The organism is Collinsella ihumii, assembly GCF_900046475.1.
In the GTDB taxonomy this organism is placed as follows: Bacteria; Actinomycetota; Coriobacteriia; order Coriobacteriales; family Coriobacteriaceae; genus Collinsella; species Collinsella ihumii.
This window is the reverse complement of record NZ_FCOU01000006.1, coordinates 69,000-83,640: the sequence shown is the minus strand read 5'-3', so window position 1 is coordinate 83,640 and position 14,641 is coordinate 69,000. Positions and strand designations below refer to the sequence as shown.

The following is a 14,641-nucleotide window of genomic DNA, read 5'->3' as shown; positions in this document are numbered from 1 at the left end:
TTAGATGAACGGGGTGACGAGCACGTAGAACAGGTTGACGACGCCCATCACCAGCGCGACGAGCCACGCGAGCTTCAGGCAGTTCTGCCACTTGGTGCGCGCGAAGTTGTTGTCGATGGCGACCTCGAAAAACCACGTGATCGCGACGACGGCGAGAGCGACCACGATGGAGATGGGCGAATCCCAGATGAAGAACATGCCCACCCACATGAGGAACAGGACGCTCTCGCACCAGTGCATGATCTCGATCTTGGCGAGCGTGCGGCCGGTCATCTCGGTCGTAATGCCCTTGAGCAGCTCCTGGTGCGCATGGTGGCTGTAGGACAAGTCGAACGGACTCTTGCGCAGCTTGATGGTCAGAATGAACAGCAGACCCAAGAAGATGGGGATGAGGGTGGTGACGATCGGCGCATCGATCTGGAACAGGCGCGCGATGTCGAACGACTGGGTCGCCGTGAAGAAGCCGACTGTCATGATCAGCAGCATGGGCTCATAGGACATGACCTGCAGGCACTCGCGATCGGCGCCGGCGTCGGCCCACGGGGAGCGCGAGGAGTACGCGGCGATGATCACGAACAGAGTGGCGAGCGTGACCAAGAAGACGCACATCAGCAGGTTGGAACCGGAGATGAACATGCCGCCGGCGAGGATGCAGAAGACGAGCGCGCAGGTGACGTACGCCTCGTCGATGGCGTTGACGCTCGTCTGCTCCTTGGACAGCAGCTTGCGCACGTCGTAGTAGGGCTGCAGCAGCTTCGGTCCCACACGCCCCTGCATGCGCGCGCTGACCTTGCGGTCAAGACCGTCGAGCAGGCAACCGACGATGGGCGCGCAGACGCCGAAGACAACCACGCCGACGAGGATGCCCACAAGGCCGGGACCGACCAGCAGCACCTCGCGCTCGACGAGGAACGCGCCGCCGGAGAGCAGGCCGGGATTGAAAATGAAGCAGGCGGCGAACGCCATGAGCAGCACCGACGTGCAGACGATCAGGCCGACGTTCGTGAGGATGCCCTCGGGGAAGATGTCGTTCAGATACCAGTTGCGCTTGGTCGAGCGCATCGTGCGGCCCATCGATCCCAGGTAGGTGCGCGAATCGGCGTCGATGCACGTGCCGGACAGATACACATGCTGGCGCGCCTTCGAGGAGCGGCCCCACGGGGTCAGCAGCACGATGGCGATAAACAGGACGATAGCGACCATGATGAGCATGTTGTCGATATCGATGAGGCGCGGGACCTTGTTGTAGGTGAACTCGAGATAGGGCCCGATCACGTACTGGGAGATGACCGGCAGCAGCACGCAGCACATGACGAGCAGCGCGGAGATGAACCCGATGGCCGCCCACTCGGTCGCATGGACGCCGCCCTCGACGTTCTCGGCCTTCTGGGACACGCCGGCGAGCTTGCCGAGCCACTTGGCCCAGAAGAAGAACGTCGCGGCGGAGCCGAACGCGAGCAGGATCAAGAAGATGACGTTACCCGTCTCGGCAAACGACACGAGCGTCGCCCACTTGGAGATGAGCATGCCGAAGGGGGCCACGAACATGCCCATGATACCGAGCATCATGAAGCGGGTCAGATGCGGCAGGCGGCTGAACAGACCGTCCATGTCCTCGATGTTGCGGCTGCCGATACGGTGCTCGACCGTGCCGACGCACAGGAACAGCACGGACTTGGACACCGTGTGGAAGATGATCAGGAAGATGGCGGCCCACACGGCCTCGGCGGTGCCCACGCCCGCGCAGGCGGAGATCAGGCCCAGGTTGGCGATCGTGGAGTAGGCGAGCACGCGCTTGGCGTTGCTCTGGGAGATCGCCAGAAACGAGCAGAGCACGAACGTGATGCCGCCGATGCCGACGACCATGGCCGACGCGGCCGGATAGATCAGGTAGAGCGGGGCGAGCTTCACGAGCAGGAAGACGCCCGCCTTGACCATGGTGGACGAATGCAGAAGCGCGCTCGTGGGGGTCGGCGCGACCATGGCGCCGAGCAGCCACTTGTGGAACGGCATCTGGGCGGCCTTGGTGAGGCCGGCGACCGAGAGCAGCATGAGCGGCAGGATCATCAGGTCGGGCTGCTCGCCCGCCGCGAACTCGATAAGGCCGTTGATGGACAGCGGGATATGGACCACGTGCATGATCACGAGCGCGATATGGAACGCGATGCCGCCGACCATGTTGAGGTTGATCTGAAGCAGGGCGCTCTTCTTGGCCTCGTCGGTTTGCGTGAACCCGATCATGAGGAAGGAGCACACCGTCGTGATCTCCCAGCCGGCGACCAGCCAGTCCATGTTGTCGGACGTCACGATGATGAACATCGCGGACAGGAACAGGAACATCAGGGCGATGAACTGGTGGCGGCGATCGGACACGGGGGTGCCCAAGCGCTTGGCCGCCTCCTCCTCATGATGCTGGAAGTCCTTCATGTAGCCCAGCGCGTAGACGCAGATCGCGCTGCCGACCAGGCCGACAATGAGGACCATGATCACCGACAGGGTGTCGATGTACATGGGCTCGGGCATGGCGTCTTCGGGGTGGATGGCCATGGAGCCGCACCAGACGGAGATGACGAGCTGGACGGTCGCGAGCACCAGCGCGATGGCGTTACGTGAGCGAACCGCGAACACGAACACGAATCCGCACAAAAACAGGTCCGTCGCCGTCGCCAGGTAGTTACCGATAAGCGACGTTTCGCTGGAAAACGCGAAGGTGGTCGGGTTTCCCATGAAGGTGACGGCGGTGATGATGCTTGCGATGCCGATGATCACCGCGGAGCCGATCACGAGCGGATCGCGAACCGTGTCGGTGCGCAGAAACATCAGCGCGATCGCCGCGACAAGGGGAAACGCGATCAAAAAGCCCAGTAAAGCCATAAGCACCCCTCTTCATATAAAGCTTTTCAATCCCATTAACGGTAACACTCGGTGCACATTTTCGCCACATCTTGTCCACAGGAGGAGACGCGCGGGGAAGCAGCGGCGAGAGCCCGACAGGGCATCGCATGCCCCGAACGAAAAGCGCCCCGCCCGCAGAAGCGGACGGGGCGCGATGCAGGCCGAAGCTCTACTCCTGAGCGGCCTCGATCATCTTGCAGACGGTGTCCTGAAGCTCGGCCAGGTTCTCCTCGGAAGGAATCCACTGCTGAGCCACGACGGGCACGGGCAGCTGGAATTTGGCGTTCTCCAGCTCGGCGTACACCTGCTTGGGGCCGAGCGGCGCCCAACCGTAGGAGCCGAACGCCAGGCCGATGCGCATGCTGTTGTTGGGCGACAGGCCGCGCATGTAGGTGAGGAAGCCCGCCACGGTCGGCATCATGTTGGAGTTCAGGGTCGGCGAGCCCACGGCCACGTACTTGGCATCGCACATCTCGAGGATGATGTCGGAGACATGCATGTGCTTGACGTCGATGAGCTCGGCGGGGATGCCCTCCTTGATGAAGGCGTCGGTGATCTCGCGCGCCATGGCCTCGGTGGAGTGCCACATGGAATCGAACACCACGACGGCCTTGTCCTGCATCTGATACGTGGTCCAGGCCTCGTACTTGTCGAGGATGTCGGCGATGTGGCTGCGCCAGATCACGCCGTGGCTCGGGCAGATCATGTTGAGATCGAGCGTCTTCACGACGTCGAGGGCCTTCTTCGCCTGCATGCCATAGGGCCACACGATGTTCGCGTAGTACTTCTTGGCCTGCTTGTAGACCTCGCACAGATCGTTCTCGTCATCGAAGCGCTTGGTCGAGGCGAAGTGCTGGCCGAAGGCGTCGTTGGAGAACAGGATCTTGTCCACGTCGGAGTAGGTGACCATGTTGTCGGGCCAGTGGACCATGGGCGTGGTCACGAAGGTCAGCGTGCGCTTGCCGATGGAAAGCGTCTCGCCGGACTTGACCGGGGTGGCCTCGATGCCGAAGTGGGCGCGGACCTCGTTCACGCCGGCGCCGGCGGATGCGTAGATGGTCGCGTTGGGGGCGATCTTGTGGATGGCGGGCAGCGAACCGGAGTGGTCCATCTCGACATGGTTGGTGATCACGACGTCGATCTTGGAGGGGTCGACGACCTGCGAGATGCGCTGCAGGAACTCATCGGTAAACGTTGCCTTGGCGGTATCGATGAGCGTGATCTTCTCATCCATGATGAGGTACGCGTTGTACGTGATGCCCTTCTCGGTGGTGTATCCGTGGAACGAGCGCTCGTTCCAGTCGATGCCACCGACCCACCAGATATCGGGAGAGATCTCGATTGCGTTGAGCATGCGGCTTCCTTTCACCTGTGCTCGCAGATACCGATAGGTACCTGCAGTTCTTTAAGAATCTGCTACATGATAGCACGCAGATATGCGACAAAAGGGAGCGAGCGGATTCGCCTGCGGGCGAAACGCTGAATAATTCACTCCGCGCCAGGCGCCCGCCACGGGGACGCACGGCGCGGAACGAATTGGCTGGCGTTTCCCTAGGACTTGGGATGCTTGGGCTTGCGGCCGCGCGGCTTGTTCACCAGCGCCTCGGGACCGCCGTCGCGATACTGGCGGCACCACGTCTTGACCGACGACTCGCTCGGGACCCCGTGCTTGATCATGACCTCGCGCACGGACATGCCCTGCTCGATACGGTCGCGAACGACCGAGAGCTTGAGCTCATAGGGGTACACACGGTGCGTGGACCCGGCATTCATGACAGCCGCCTGTCCGCCCACGGCATACGAACGAGCCCACTGGCGCGCGGTCGCCTCGGGAATACCCAGCTCGACCGCAAGGGCGCGATGCCCCACTCCGGTGGCCAAAATCCGGGCCGCACGCTTGCGGATCTTTGCGTCATACTTTCTGGCTTGCGTGTTCTCGGTCATGTCCCACCTTGATCTGATGACGTACCATAATCTGCCCACAATACAGCAGTTTTGATGGTAGCACGGAAATAGTTTGTCACCACGCTATTTACAAAAGGCAATGATGACTCCTTATCTGATGCCCACCTAGGTACGGTACTATACCGTTCTCCATCGCACTGCCATATATTCCAACCAACATACTAGGAAACGTAGAGTTTCAACCTCAGTGCAACACGCCCCAAGGATTCCAGAACCCAGCGCAACGCGTTGCGCTGGGTTCTGGAATCCTTGGGGCGTGGGGCCGGTCGGCGGCCCCGGCAAGGAGGCCGGAATATGAAGGGCTCGAAGAGGGCGAAGGCCGCCCCGCTCGCCGCGCGGCGCGCCTACCCGAGGCTCACGCTCGACGACAGGCGGGGCATCGAGCGCGGCCTGGACGGGGGCGAGAGCATGCGCGAGATCGCGCGCAGGCTCGGCAGGCCGCCGTCCACGGTGACGCGCGAGGTCAAGAGGAACAGGGTGTACCTGAGGCCCAGGGGCATGGAGGGCGAGCGGTTCCCCGCGGAGGGGCCGGACGGGCTGTGCGGCCTGCTCGCGAGGTCGCCGGGCGTGTGCAACGGGTGCAGGAAGAGGGCGTGCGGCTGCTCGAGGACCCCGAAGGCCGTCTACCGCGCGGCGAGGGCGCACGCGCTCGCCGACGAGGAGCTCCGGGGGGCGCGCAGGGGCGTGGACGAGACCGAGGAGGGCATGGCCATGAAGCTCGAGGTCATCCGCTCCGACCTCGCCCGCGGCCTGTCGCCGGAGCAGATCGCGGCCACGAGGCCGTCGCTCGGCGTCTCGAAGTCGACGATATACCGCTGGGCCGACGAGGGCTACGGGGGCATGAGCAACATGGAGCTGCGGCGCAAGGTCGGCTACAAGCCGAGGAGGAGGAAGGTCCCGCGCAGGCCGACGCCCCACTCCGACCGCAGGTCGCACGCCGCGTTCCTCGCGCTGCCGCGGGACGCGCGGGACGGACGCTGGGAGATGGACACGGTCGAGGGGCGCTCCGGCGACTCCGCCGTCGTGCTGACGCTGCTGAACAGGGCGACGAGGTTCCAGCTGGCGCTGCCGATGGCCGCCCAGACCTCGGCCGAGACCGTTCGCGCGCGCACCATGCCGGCCAGGTTCTGGGAGGTTGGCGTGCGCAGGGTCTTCGCCGTCGTGCTCACCGACAACGGCTCCGAGTTCGCCGACGAGGCCGGCATCGCCGCCGCGCTCTGCGAGCGGCCGGGCGAGACGAGGCTGTTCTACTGCGACCCGATGCGCTCGGACCAGAAGGGCTCCTGCGAGCGCAACCACGTCGAGATCAGGAAGCTGCTGCCGAAGGGCCGCGGGATATCCTTCGACCGGCTGGCGCCGGCCGACTGCGCCCTGCTGATGAGCCACGTGAACTCCGAGCCGAGGGGCTCGCTCGCCTTCATGTGCCCCTCGGCGATGCTGCTGGCGGCCTACGGGGACGACGCCCGGGCGCTCCTCGACGGGCTCGGCGTCGAGGTGCTGGACCCCTCGGAGCTCGACCTGACGCCGGGGTGCATCGAGCGCGCCCGCGCCGAGAGGGGTGACGGGCCGCTTGTGTTTGATAACGTCTGACTTGCGGATTTGATCACCCGGAGCTTTCGGGAATGGTCACGAAAAACTTTCGGGTTTGGGCATGGGCACGCCGACCATCCCCAACGGGGCCTAACGTTGTCGCTGCTACGGTTGCGACGATGGGAGGCCGGGAAGGAAATGATCGGCGTGGACAAGATCGACGATATCAGAAGGCTCGGGAGGGGCGGGGCGAGCGTCGCCTCGATCGCCCGGGAAACCGGGGTCTCCGAGCCCACGGTGAGGAAGTACCTGAGGGAGACCGACCTCTCCGAGAGGCCGCCGGCGGTCGGCAGGGCGCCCGAGTCGCCCCTGCTCGAGCCCTTCGCGGCGCTGGTCGATTCGTGGCTGCTCGAGGACAGGCGCTGCTGGTACAAGCAGCGCCACACCGCGAAGAGGGTCTTCGACCGGCTCGTCGCGGAGAAGGGCTTCGAGGGCTCGTACTCGACCGTCAGGAGGTACGTGAGGAGGAGGCGCGAGGAGCTCGCCGCCGAGCTCGACGCCCGCGAGGCGCAGGGGTTCCTGCTGCTCGACTGGCTCCCGGGCGAGTGCCAGGTCGACTTCGGGCAGGCCGACTTCCGCGTGCGAGGCGTCGTCACCCGCGGCCACTTCCTCGTGGTCACGTTCCCGCACTCAAACGTCGGGCTCGCGCAGGTCTTCTGGGGCGAGACCGCGGAGTGCGTCTGCCAGGGGCTCCGCGACGTCTTCGAGTTCCTCGGGGGCGTGCCGCTGCGGGCCGTGTTCGACAACGCCACCGAGGTCGGCCGCAGGGTCGGCGCCGAGATGAGGACCTCGGCGCTCTTCCGCCGGTTCGCCGCGCACTACGGGCTCGACTACAGCTTCACCAACCCCTACTCGGGGAACGAGAAGGGCTCCGTGGAGAACAAGGTCGGGACGCTCAGGCGCAACCTCTTCGTCCCGGTCCCGCAGGTCTGGGACGTGAAGGCCTACAACGAGCGGCTGCTCGGGACGTGCCTGGCGCTCTCGGACGGCAAGCCGCACTACCGCAAGGGCGCGAGCGAGTCCGAGCTCTTCGGGGACGACACCGCCGCGCGCCACTCCGCCGACGGCGGCCGCGTGCGCGTCCGTGACGTGGCTCACCAGGAGGTGCGACAAGCAGGGCTCGTTCAGGGCGGGCGGCGAGCACCGCTACTCGGCGGGGCCCGTCAACGCCTCCCGCGAGGTCGCCGTCGCGATGGGCGCCTTCGACGTCACGGTCGTCGGCGCCGGAGGCGAGGTCGTCGCCGAGTACCCGCGCGAGTGGGGCGACGCGCCGACGGACTCCGCCGACCCAATGCTGCAGCTGAGGCTGCTCTGCGTGCGCCCCGGCGGCTGGCGCGACAGCGTCGTGCGGGGGTCCCTGCCCGAGCAGCTCGTGGCGTTCCTCGACTCGGAGTCGCCCGCCGACCTCGGAGCCGACCTCAGGGCGCTGCGCGACGTGAGCGCCAGGCGGGGCTGGGCGGCGACCGTGGAGGGCGCGCTGAGGTCGCTCGGGGCCACGGGCGGCGTCGACGCCGCCACCCTGGAGCTCGCCGCCGCTAGGGCGGATGCCGCAGACGCGCTCGGCGACGTACACGAACTGGTCGACCTCGCGGGGTACGACCGGGCCTTCGAGCTGCTGGAGGGGGGCGCCGCCAGTGCCTAGGATCCCGGACGCCGAGCGCGAGGAGTTCTCCTCGCGCGCCAGGTCGCTGTTCATATCGAAGGCGACGATAGCGTGGTTCCTCGAGACGGCGACCCCGGGCCAGCTCGCCGCGTGCTCGGGGATGCTCGCGCGCGAGCTCGAGTCCCGCGAGCGGTCGAAGCGCGCCCGGCTGCTGCGCCAGGCCCGCTTCCCCGTGCCCAAGGCCGTGGAGGGGTTCGACTGGTCCAACGTGCGCTTTCCCGAGGGCTGGGGCCGAGACGAGATGCTCTCGCTCGACTTCGTGGAGCGCGCCGAGGACCTCGTCTTCCACGGCCCGACCGGCCGCGGCAAGACGCACGTGGCGACGGCCCTCGGCATCGAGGCGACCCGGCGCGGGGTGCCCGTGCGCTTCTTCCAGACGGCGGCGCTGGTGCTGCAGCTCGGCAAGGCGAAGCGCGAGGGGACGCTCGACAGGCTGCTGGCGGACGTCGGCAGGGCCGAGCTCGTGATCCTCGACGAGTTCGGCTACGTCCCCTTCGACGTCGACGGCGCGCGCCTGCTCTACCAGGTCATATCCGACTCTTACGAAAGGAGGAGCATAGTGTTCACCACGAACGTCGAGTTCAGCCGGTGGGGCACGGTCTTCGCGGACGACAAGCTCGCCGCCGCGATCGTGGACCGCGTCGTCCACCACGGCAGGCTCGTCGAGTTCGGCGGCCCAAGCCACCGTCTCGAGGAGTCACTCATGCTGGGCAAGTCGGGAAGCTAGCGGCGCGCCCGTGACCGAACCCGCAAAAGTTGCGTGCCCAAACCCGAAAGTTTTCCGTGATCATTTCAGAAAGACGGACTTGAAGAACCGCAGCCGAGTACCGGGACGCGTGCTCCGCGAGGGGCGAGGCGTCGATGGGTTACGACCGCTTCTGCAAGCGCTACCGCGAGTTCACCGTGAGGAAAAGCGTCGTGAGCCGCGTCGGGCCCCAGGCGGCAGCGATCATGGAGGTCGACTGGGCCGTGCCGTCGACGATGGCGTCGTCCAGCCCGGCGTCGGGCGAGGTCTCCAAGGTCTACCTGTTCGTGGCCTGCCTGCCCTTCAGCCGCATGTCGTGGGTCGAGCCGACGCTCGACATGAAGCAGGATACATGGCTTCGCTGCCACGTGCACGCATTCGGCTACTTCGGCGGCGCGGCTCCCTGCATCGTGCCGGACAACCTCAAGACGGGCGTCAAGCGCCATCCCCGCGAGGGCGAGGTCGTCATCAACGACGCATACCGGGAGATGGCAGCCCATTACGGGGCGGCGGTGATGCCCGCGCGCGTGAGGAGGCCGCGCGACAAGCCCAGCGTGGAGAACGAGGTGTGGCAGGCGGCCACCGAGGTGATAGCGGCGCTGCGCGAAACGGTCTTCACGGACTTCGGCGCGCTCAAGGAGGCCGTCAGGAAGAAGGTCGACGAGCACAACTCCCGCCCCTTCTCCAAACGGGAGGGCACGCGGAGGCAGGTCTTCGAGGAGCAGGAACGCCCGCTCCTGAGGCCGCTGCCGGCCGTCCCCTACGAGGTCTGCGAGTGGGTGTACGGGCGCAAGGTCCAGCGCAACTGCCACGTGTCGTACAAGCGCAACTTCTACTCGGTGACCCATCTCGCCGTCGGCAGGACGGTCGACCTGCGCGTCACTGAGTCCACCGTCGAGGTCTTCCTGGGCGGAGAGCGGCTCGCGACCCACCCGCTGTTCCCGGCATACGCGCGCAACAGGTACTCGACGCACGAGGCCGACCTGCCGGACGGGGGGTCGTACTCGGACTGGGACGCCGGGCGAATCCGGCGCTGGGCGGAGAGGGTCGGCCCGTCGTGCGCCGGCGTCGTCGAGCGGATATTCCAGTCCGTGGAGTTCGAGGAGCAGGGGTTCAACGCCGCGCTCGCGGTGCTGAGGCTCTCGCACAAGTACTCCGCCCCGCGGCTCGAGAGGGCGTGCGAGATGGCGCTGGCGACGGGGAGGCGCTCACCGCGCTACCGGGATGTGGAGCCGATACTCAGGAGCAACCAGGACAGGCTCGCCGACGCCCGGGCGGGCGACGACGGCGGGCCGGGCGAGGACGAGGCCGGATACGTCCGGGGCGCGGACTTCTACGGGGAGGTGTAGGGAGATGGACCTCTCCGTGGAGACCAGGCGCAAGCTGCGCGACATGGGCGCATCCGACCTGCTCGACGCCTTCGCGGCGCAGGACGAGGGCATGTGCATGGGCATGACCTGCGCCGAGCGCGTGCAGATGGCCGTGGACGAGGCCCACTCGTCCTTCTTGACGTCCAAGGTGCGCAACCTCACCAAGCGCGCGGGCCTGCGCTATCCCGAGGCGGACGTGCGCTCCATAGACTTCTCGGAGGAGCGCGGGCTCGACCGGCTGCTCGTCACCGAGCTTTCGACCTGCGGGTTCGCCGAGCGCGGCCAGAACGTCGTGCTCCAGGGGCCGACGGCCACGGGGCCGGCCTCGCTGGCGCGGGCCTCGCCAAGTCTGCCCGCGAGCGACGGATGCGCGCCTGCTACATACGCTGCCCCGACCTCGAGGAGGCGTGGCGCGAGGCGCGCGAGCGAACGGGCGGCGAGCGCAAGCTCACCCGCAAGTACGCCGCCTTCCAGGTGCTCGTGCTGGACGAGTGGCTGCTCGACCGCCCCGGCGAGCTGTTCCGGGGCTTCCTGCTCGAGCTCATGGACGCGCGCTGCGGCTCGTGCTCGACGGTTCTCTGCACCCAGTTCAGGCAGAAGGACTGGCACGCGCGGCTCGGGGGCGGCGTGCACGCCGACGCGATCATGGACCGCATCGTGCACGGCACCGCGTGGGTCGAGATGGGCGAGCTCAACATGAGGAGGAAGCTCGGCAGCGGATCCGGCTGACGAGCTGATGCCGGGCGCGGCTCCCTGCGGCACCGCGCCCGGCTCTCACGCGCAATACCCCCGGCTCCAGTTGGCAATATTTAGTGGCTTCTCTGCGGACGAATACTCACATAGACCTTGTTTGTGCTTGTTTACCTGCGGAAGCAGCTACACATATAGGGTGTACACGTAGGCATGCAGGGTGTGTGCCGTGTACACCGGGGCGTACACGGCACATCCTTCTACGTGTGTTTGAAAGTCGTAGTAAAAAACTCGCCCGCAGGGTGTGTAAGGTGTACACGACCGTTCTTTTCGGTGTTTTACCTGCAAAAATACCCAACACACCCGGGGTGTACACGGCGCTCTCAGGGTGTGCAGGGTGTACCGGAGGGTGTACACAGGTGTGCGAGCACACCCTCGCGTGCGCGTGTGTCAAGGTGCCCCGCTCCCGGGTACACACCTTGAATACCCACCTGCCGCGGAACGCGAAGACGGCGGCGGCTGCCCAGTCTGCGGACATGTCGCGCGCGACGCCGAAGCCGAGGAGTAAGGCCGCTACCATGTGTGCCCGAACCGTTCGGTCTGGGTGTGCGAAAAACAGGGGTACCGAACGTGCGTTTGATACCCCTGATGTACATACAAACGTACATACAACTTTGATTATAGAAGAAAAAAGCTCGGAGTTTTTAGGCTCCGAGCTGGACTTTTGGTCGCGGGGGCAGGATTTGAACCTACGACCTCCGGGTTATGAGCCCGGCGAGCTACCAGACTGCTCCACCCCGCAATGTCTGGTTGCGCCTCAGCGCAAGAAAATATACTACGAATGTGCCTCCCGTTCGACAAGTGGAATGTGGCATTCCGGTCGCATCTCCACATGGCCTGCATATTTGATACCAGTACGCCCTATTCTCCCGCGTATAGGCGCAGGCTCACGATCAGCTGCACAACGAGCGCGATCGCCGCGGCAATCCAAAGCAAGCCATAGCCCCCTGCTCCGAGCAGCATGCGGCCGAGCGTGCTGCCGATGCCGCCGCCCACAAACATGCCGAAGCCCGTAAAGCCGGTGCACAGGCCCGCATGCTGGGCATCCAACCCGAGCGCGCGCGTGGCGAGCGTCGGCTGCACCATGATGTAGCCCGCGCCCAGCAGCACCGCGGCCGCGAGCGCCGGCACCCACGACGCCGTCGCCTGCGCGGCAAGCAGCAGCGCGATCGAGCAGAGGCCCGCGATCTCGCCCAAGGCGAGCGTCCGGGCGACACCGATGCGCCCGGCCAGTCGTCCCGTCAGCGTGCTGCCCACCAGGCACGCGAAGCCATAGCCCATCATCAGAAGACCGGCCTGCATCGCATCGAGCCCGCAGCGCTCGGCCAGAAACGTCCCGAAGAACCCGTAGACGCCCAGGAAAATCACGCCGGTTGCCAGCGCGGTGCCGTACACCTTGCGACCGACACCGAACACCAGATGCCCACTGAGACGAACCATGTCGACAAGACCGGCACCCCGCGCGCCGGCGGCGCGCACCGCACGATCGTCAGCGGATTCATGCAGCCTGCTCAATCCCAGCAGAGCGATCACGCCCAGCACCGCAAAGCTCATAAATGCCGCACGCCACCCAACAAGCCCCGTGATGGCGCCGCCCAGTCCCGCAGACAGACCCTGCCCCGCATACGTGATTCCCATGAGCAGCGCAATCGCGCGCGGGCGGTCCTCAGCGGAAACCGCGTCTCCTGACAGCACCTGCGACACGGCGATGATCCCCGCGGCAAAGCAGCCGGTTATGACGCGCGCCACGATCAGCATCTCCAGCGACGACGCCATCGAGCACAGCACGGTCGAGACCGTCAGGCCGCACACGATGATGCGCAGCATGCGCAGACGTCCGACCTTGTCGCCCAGCGCGCCGCACACAGGCTGCAGGCAGCCATACGGGATGAGATACGCCGTCAAGATGACCGTCGCCACCGACGGGAGCACGCCGAGCGTGTTGGCGATAGACGGGAGAGCCGGGGATACGAACCAGTTGTCCGCCGCCGACACCAGACCGCAAAAGCCCAGCGCCATGACCGTCCCCCGTTGACGAGCATCCATGCAAACACCTTCCGACTTCAAGCAGCTGTCAGGCGCACCAGCGTCCGGCATGCACAGTATTCAGACTATTCTGCATGGTAGCAGACTAATTGTTAGGTATGAGCATGACCTGCAGAACGCCGGACAACTTTAGCCAAAATCGCACCTCGTTGCGGCAGGCAGTTATCCAGTCGGCGCTCTTTGGGATCCGTCTCCGAAGCACCCATGGGTTGGAACGAACCCGTCCCCGACGAACCCATCAGTTCTTGCGCGCGTCGAGCGCCTCCTTGAGCGCCTCGACATCTTGGCTCGTGTGCTTGGCGCGACGGAACAGCACGAACACAAACACGGCAAGCACCAGCCAGATGCCCACGTACGCGCCGATGACATACGGGGCCGCGGGCAGCACCGTCGAATAGACTTCAGACAAAATCGGATCCATCGTTAGCCCTCCTCAGGTCCATCGGTTCGAACCGCCGCCTCGGCATGCGCACGCAGGCGCTCGAGCGCCTCGTCGGCCCGAGCGCGCTGCGCCCAGGCGTCCTGCTCCTCAAGCTGCTGTTTGAGCTCCTCGACTTCCAAAGCGTCCATGTTGATGCGCACCGCGATGCGGTAGAGCGCGAACGCGACCATCAGCATCCCGAACAGCCCGAGAAGAAACGGGATGAGCATCATGGGCGGCAACCCGCTGTCGGTGCGAAACACCACCGGGTGGATCGAGGTGGGAACCAGGCGCGTGATCAAAAACGAGATCGGCGCATCGATAAATGCCACCACGCCGAACACCGCGCTGAACCGTGCGCGACGCTCAGGGTCATCAAAGGCGTTGCGCAGGATGAAGTAGCCAATGACCAGCAGCATCAGGATGAAATACGTCGTCAGGCGCGGCTCCCAGGTCCACCAGACGCCCCATTCGAAATAGGTCCACAGATCGCCCGAGATCATCGTGGCGACGATGAACACGAGGGTGATCTCCATGGCCGTCTTGGAGCGCACGTCGAAGGCGCGGTCCCTGGTCATCAGAAAGCGGATAGCGAAAAACGCCGCGAACGCCATGGCGGCAAACGACGCGACGGCCACGGGCACGTGCAGATAGAAGATCTTCTGCGACAGCAGCAGCTTGGTGGTGACCTGCGTCCCCGCAATGATGACCGGTTCGGACAGCTGCGCACCCTGCACCAGCGGCGCCAAGGTGAACGTCCACACAACGTCGACGACGGTCAGAAGCACGCCCGCCGCAAGCAGCACAGGCGTCCAACGTTCGAGCGCGCGCCCGAACGCCCCGGTCGTCTCCTTTCCTGTATTCAACAGCCCCTCCCCCTACCTGGAGTTATCCGCCATGAACATGCACGCCCTATAGTAGCCCATTTGCCCGTGCGCCCGCCCGTGACGGCGTCGAATCGCACGCTTTTGCAGAAGGCCCCCTACAGCAGCCCCTGGAGAATGCAAATTCGGGGACGTACCTTCCGCGTGCACTCTTGCACACCGAATGAATGCCCCCGCATGCAAGAAATATATGCAAAAGATACATCCTAACGCTCCCAACCTCTGGAACCTGCCCAAGAGGTGCCCTCGATATGCAAATAACAGGTACGTCCCCGATTTGCAAAAGTGCATAGGGGGGACACACCTTCGGTG

General features: G+C 65.3%; 10 protein-coding genes, 1 tRNA gene and 2 pseudogenes. 6 read left to right on the top strand and 7 right to left on the bottom strand.

Translation table 11 applies throughout. The features are described from left to right. From BN3789_RS05210 to BN3789_RS05200, 3 genes are all read right to left on the bottom strand, one after another. Positions 1-2,874, bottom strand: coding sequence for a proton-conducting transporter transmembrane domain-containing protein (locus tag BN3789_RS05210; protein ID WP_066831293.1), 2,874 nt, complete (start codon positions 2,872-2,874; stop codon positions 1-3). 190 nt (positions 2,875-3,064) lie between these two features. Then, entirely contained in the window at positions 3,065-4,249 is a 1,185-nt protein-coding gene (locus BN3789_RS05205; RefSeq protein ID WP_066831290.1) for an FprA family A-type flavoprotein, read from the bottom strand. Between the two features lie 197 nt (positions 4,250-4,446). Next, entirely contained in the window at positions 4,447-4,839 is a 393-nt protein-coding gene (locus tag BN3789_RS05200) for a helix-turn-helix domain-containing protein (RefSeq protein WP_066831288.1), read from the bottom strand. Positions 4,840-5,154: 315 nt separating this feature from the next. Here BN3789_RS05200 and BN3789_RS05195 point away from each other — a divergent pair, with 315 nt between their 5' ends. The 6 genes and pseudogenes from BN3789_RS05195 (at position 5,155) to BN3789_RS13470 (ending at position 10,957) form a co-directional block, all read left to right on the top strand. Further along, positions 5,155-6,450, top strand: coding sequence for an IS30 family transposase (locus BN3789_RS05195; RefSeq protein ID WP_066831286.1), 1,296 nt, complete (start codon positions 5,155-5,157; stop codon positions 6,448-6,450). Between the two features lie 147 nt (positions 6,451-6,597). After that, the gene (istA, locus tag BN3789_RS05190; protein ID WP_202615088.1) at positions 6,598-7,989 is read left to right on the top strand and encodes an IS21 family transposase; all 1,392 of its coding nucleotides are present in this window, start codon (positions 6,598-6,600) and stop codon (positions 7,987-7,989) included. 95 nt (positions 7,990-8,084) lie between these two features. After that, entirely contained in the window at positions 8,085-8,840 is a 756-nt protein-coding gene (gene istB, locus BN3789_RS05185; protein ID WP_079989156.1) for an IS21-like element helper ATPase IstB, read from the top strand. Between the two features lie 131 nt (positions 8,841-8,971). Beyond that, positions 8,972-9,601 (top strand): annotated as a pseudogene (gene istA, locus BN3789_RS13480) (IS21 family transposase); the annotation flags it as partial. Then, positions 9,596-10,207 (top strand): Mu transposase domain-containing protein, encoded by a 612-nt coding sequence (locus BN3789_RS13475; RefSeq protein ID WP_411431522.1) that lies wholly within the window; start codon positions 9,596-9,598, stop codon positions 10,205-10,207. The pseudogene istA (BN3789_RS13480) and the gene BN3789_RS13475, both read left to right, overlap by 6 nt. Before the next feature lie 4 nt (positions 10,208-10,211). Continuing rightward, positions 10,212-10,957, top strand: a pseudogene (locus BN3789_RS13470) (ATP-binding protein). 686 nt (positions 10,958-11,643) lie between these two features. Here the strand turns inward: BN3789_RS13470 and BN3789_RS05170 are convergent. The 4 genes from BN3789_RS05170 to ccsA form a co-directional block, all read right to left on the bottom strand. Beyond that, positions 11,644-11,720 (bottom strand) — tRNA-Met (locus BN3789_RS05170). A gap of 119 nt (positions 11,721-11,839) precedes the next feature. Continuing rightward, positions 11,840-13,024, bottom strand: a complete 1,185-nt coding sequence (locus BN3789_RS05165) for an MFS transporter (RefSeq protein ID WP_161938973.1) — start codon at positions 13,022-13,024, stop codon at positions 11,840-11,842. 238 nt (positions 13,025-13,262) lie between these two features. Further along, complete coding sequence (locus tag BN3789_RS05160) at positions 13,263-13,445, bottom strand: hypothetical protein (RefSeq protein WP_066831280.1); 183 nt, start codon at positions 13,443-13,445, stop codon at positions 13,263-13,265. A 2-nt stretch (positions 13,446-13,447) separates the two neighbouring features. Then, positions 13,448-14,311 (bottom strand): cytochrome c biogenesis protein CcsA, encoded by an 864-nt coding sequence (ccsA, locus tag BN3789_RS05155; protein ID WP_079989106.1) that lies wholly within the window; start codon positions 14,309-14,311, stop codon positions 13,448-13,450. Between the last annotated feature and the right edge of the window lie 330 nt (positions 14,312-14,641).

Excerpts from the sequence above, each read along its gene's own strand:
- BN3789_RS05210 (WP_066831293.1), bottom strand. The coding sequence starts at position 2,874 with ATGGCTTTACTGGGCTTTTTGATCGCGTTTCCCCTTGTCGCGGCGATC.
- BN3789_RS05205 (WP_066831290.1), bottom strand. The coding sequence starts at position 4,249 with ATGCTCAACGCAATCGAGATCTCTCCCGATATCTGGTGGGTCGGTGGC.
- BN3789_RS05200 (WP_066831288.1), bottom strand. The coding sequence starts at position 4,839 with ATGACCGAGAACACGCAAGCCAGAAAGTATGACGCAAAGATCCGCAAG.
- BN3789_RS05195 (WP_066831286.1), top strand. The coding sequence starts at position 5,155 with ATGAAGGGCTCGAAGAGGGCGAAGGCCGCCCCGCTCGCCGCGCGGCGC.
- BN3789_RS05165 (WP_161938973.1), bottom strand. The coding sequence starts at position 13,024 with ATGGATGCTCGTCAACGGGGGACGGTCATGGCGCTGGGCTTTTGCGGT.
- BN3789_RS05160 (WP_066831280.1), bottom strand. The coding sequence starts at position 13,445 with ATGGATCCGATTTTGTCTGAAGTCTATTCGACGGTGCTGCCCGCGGCC.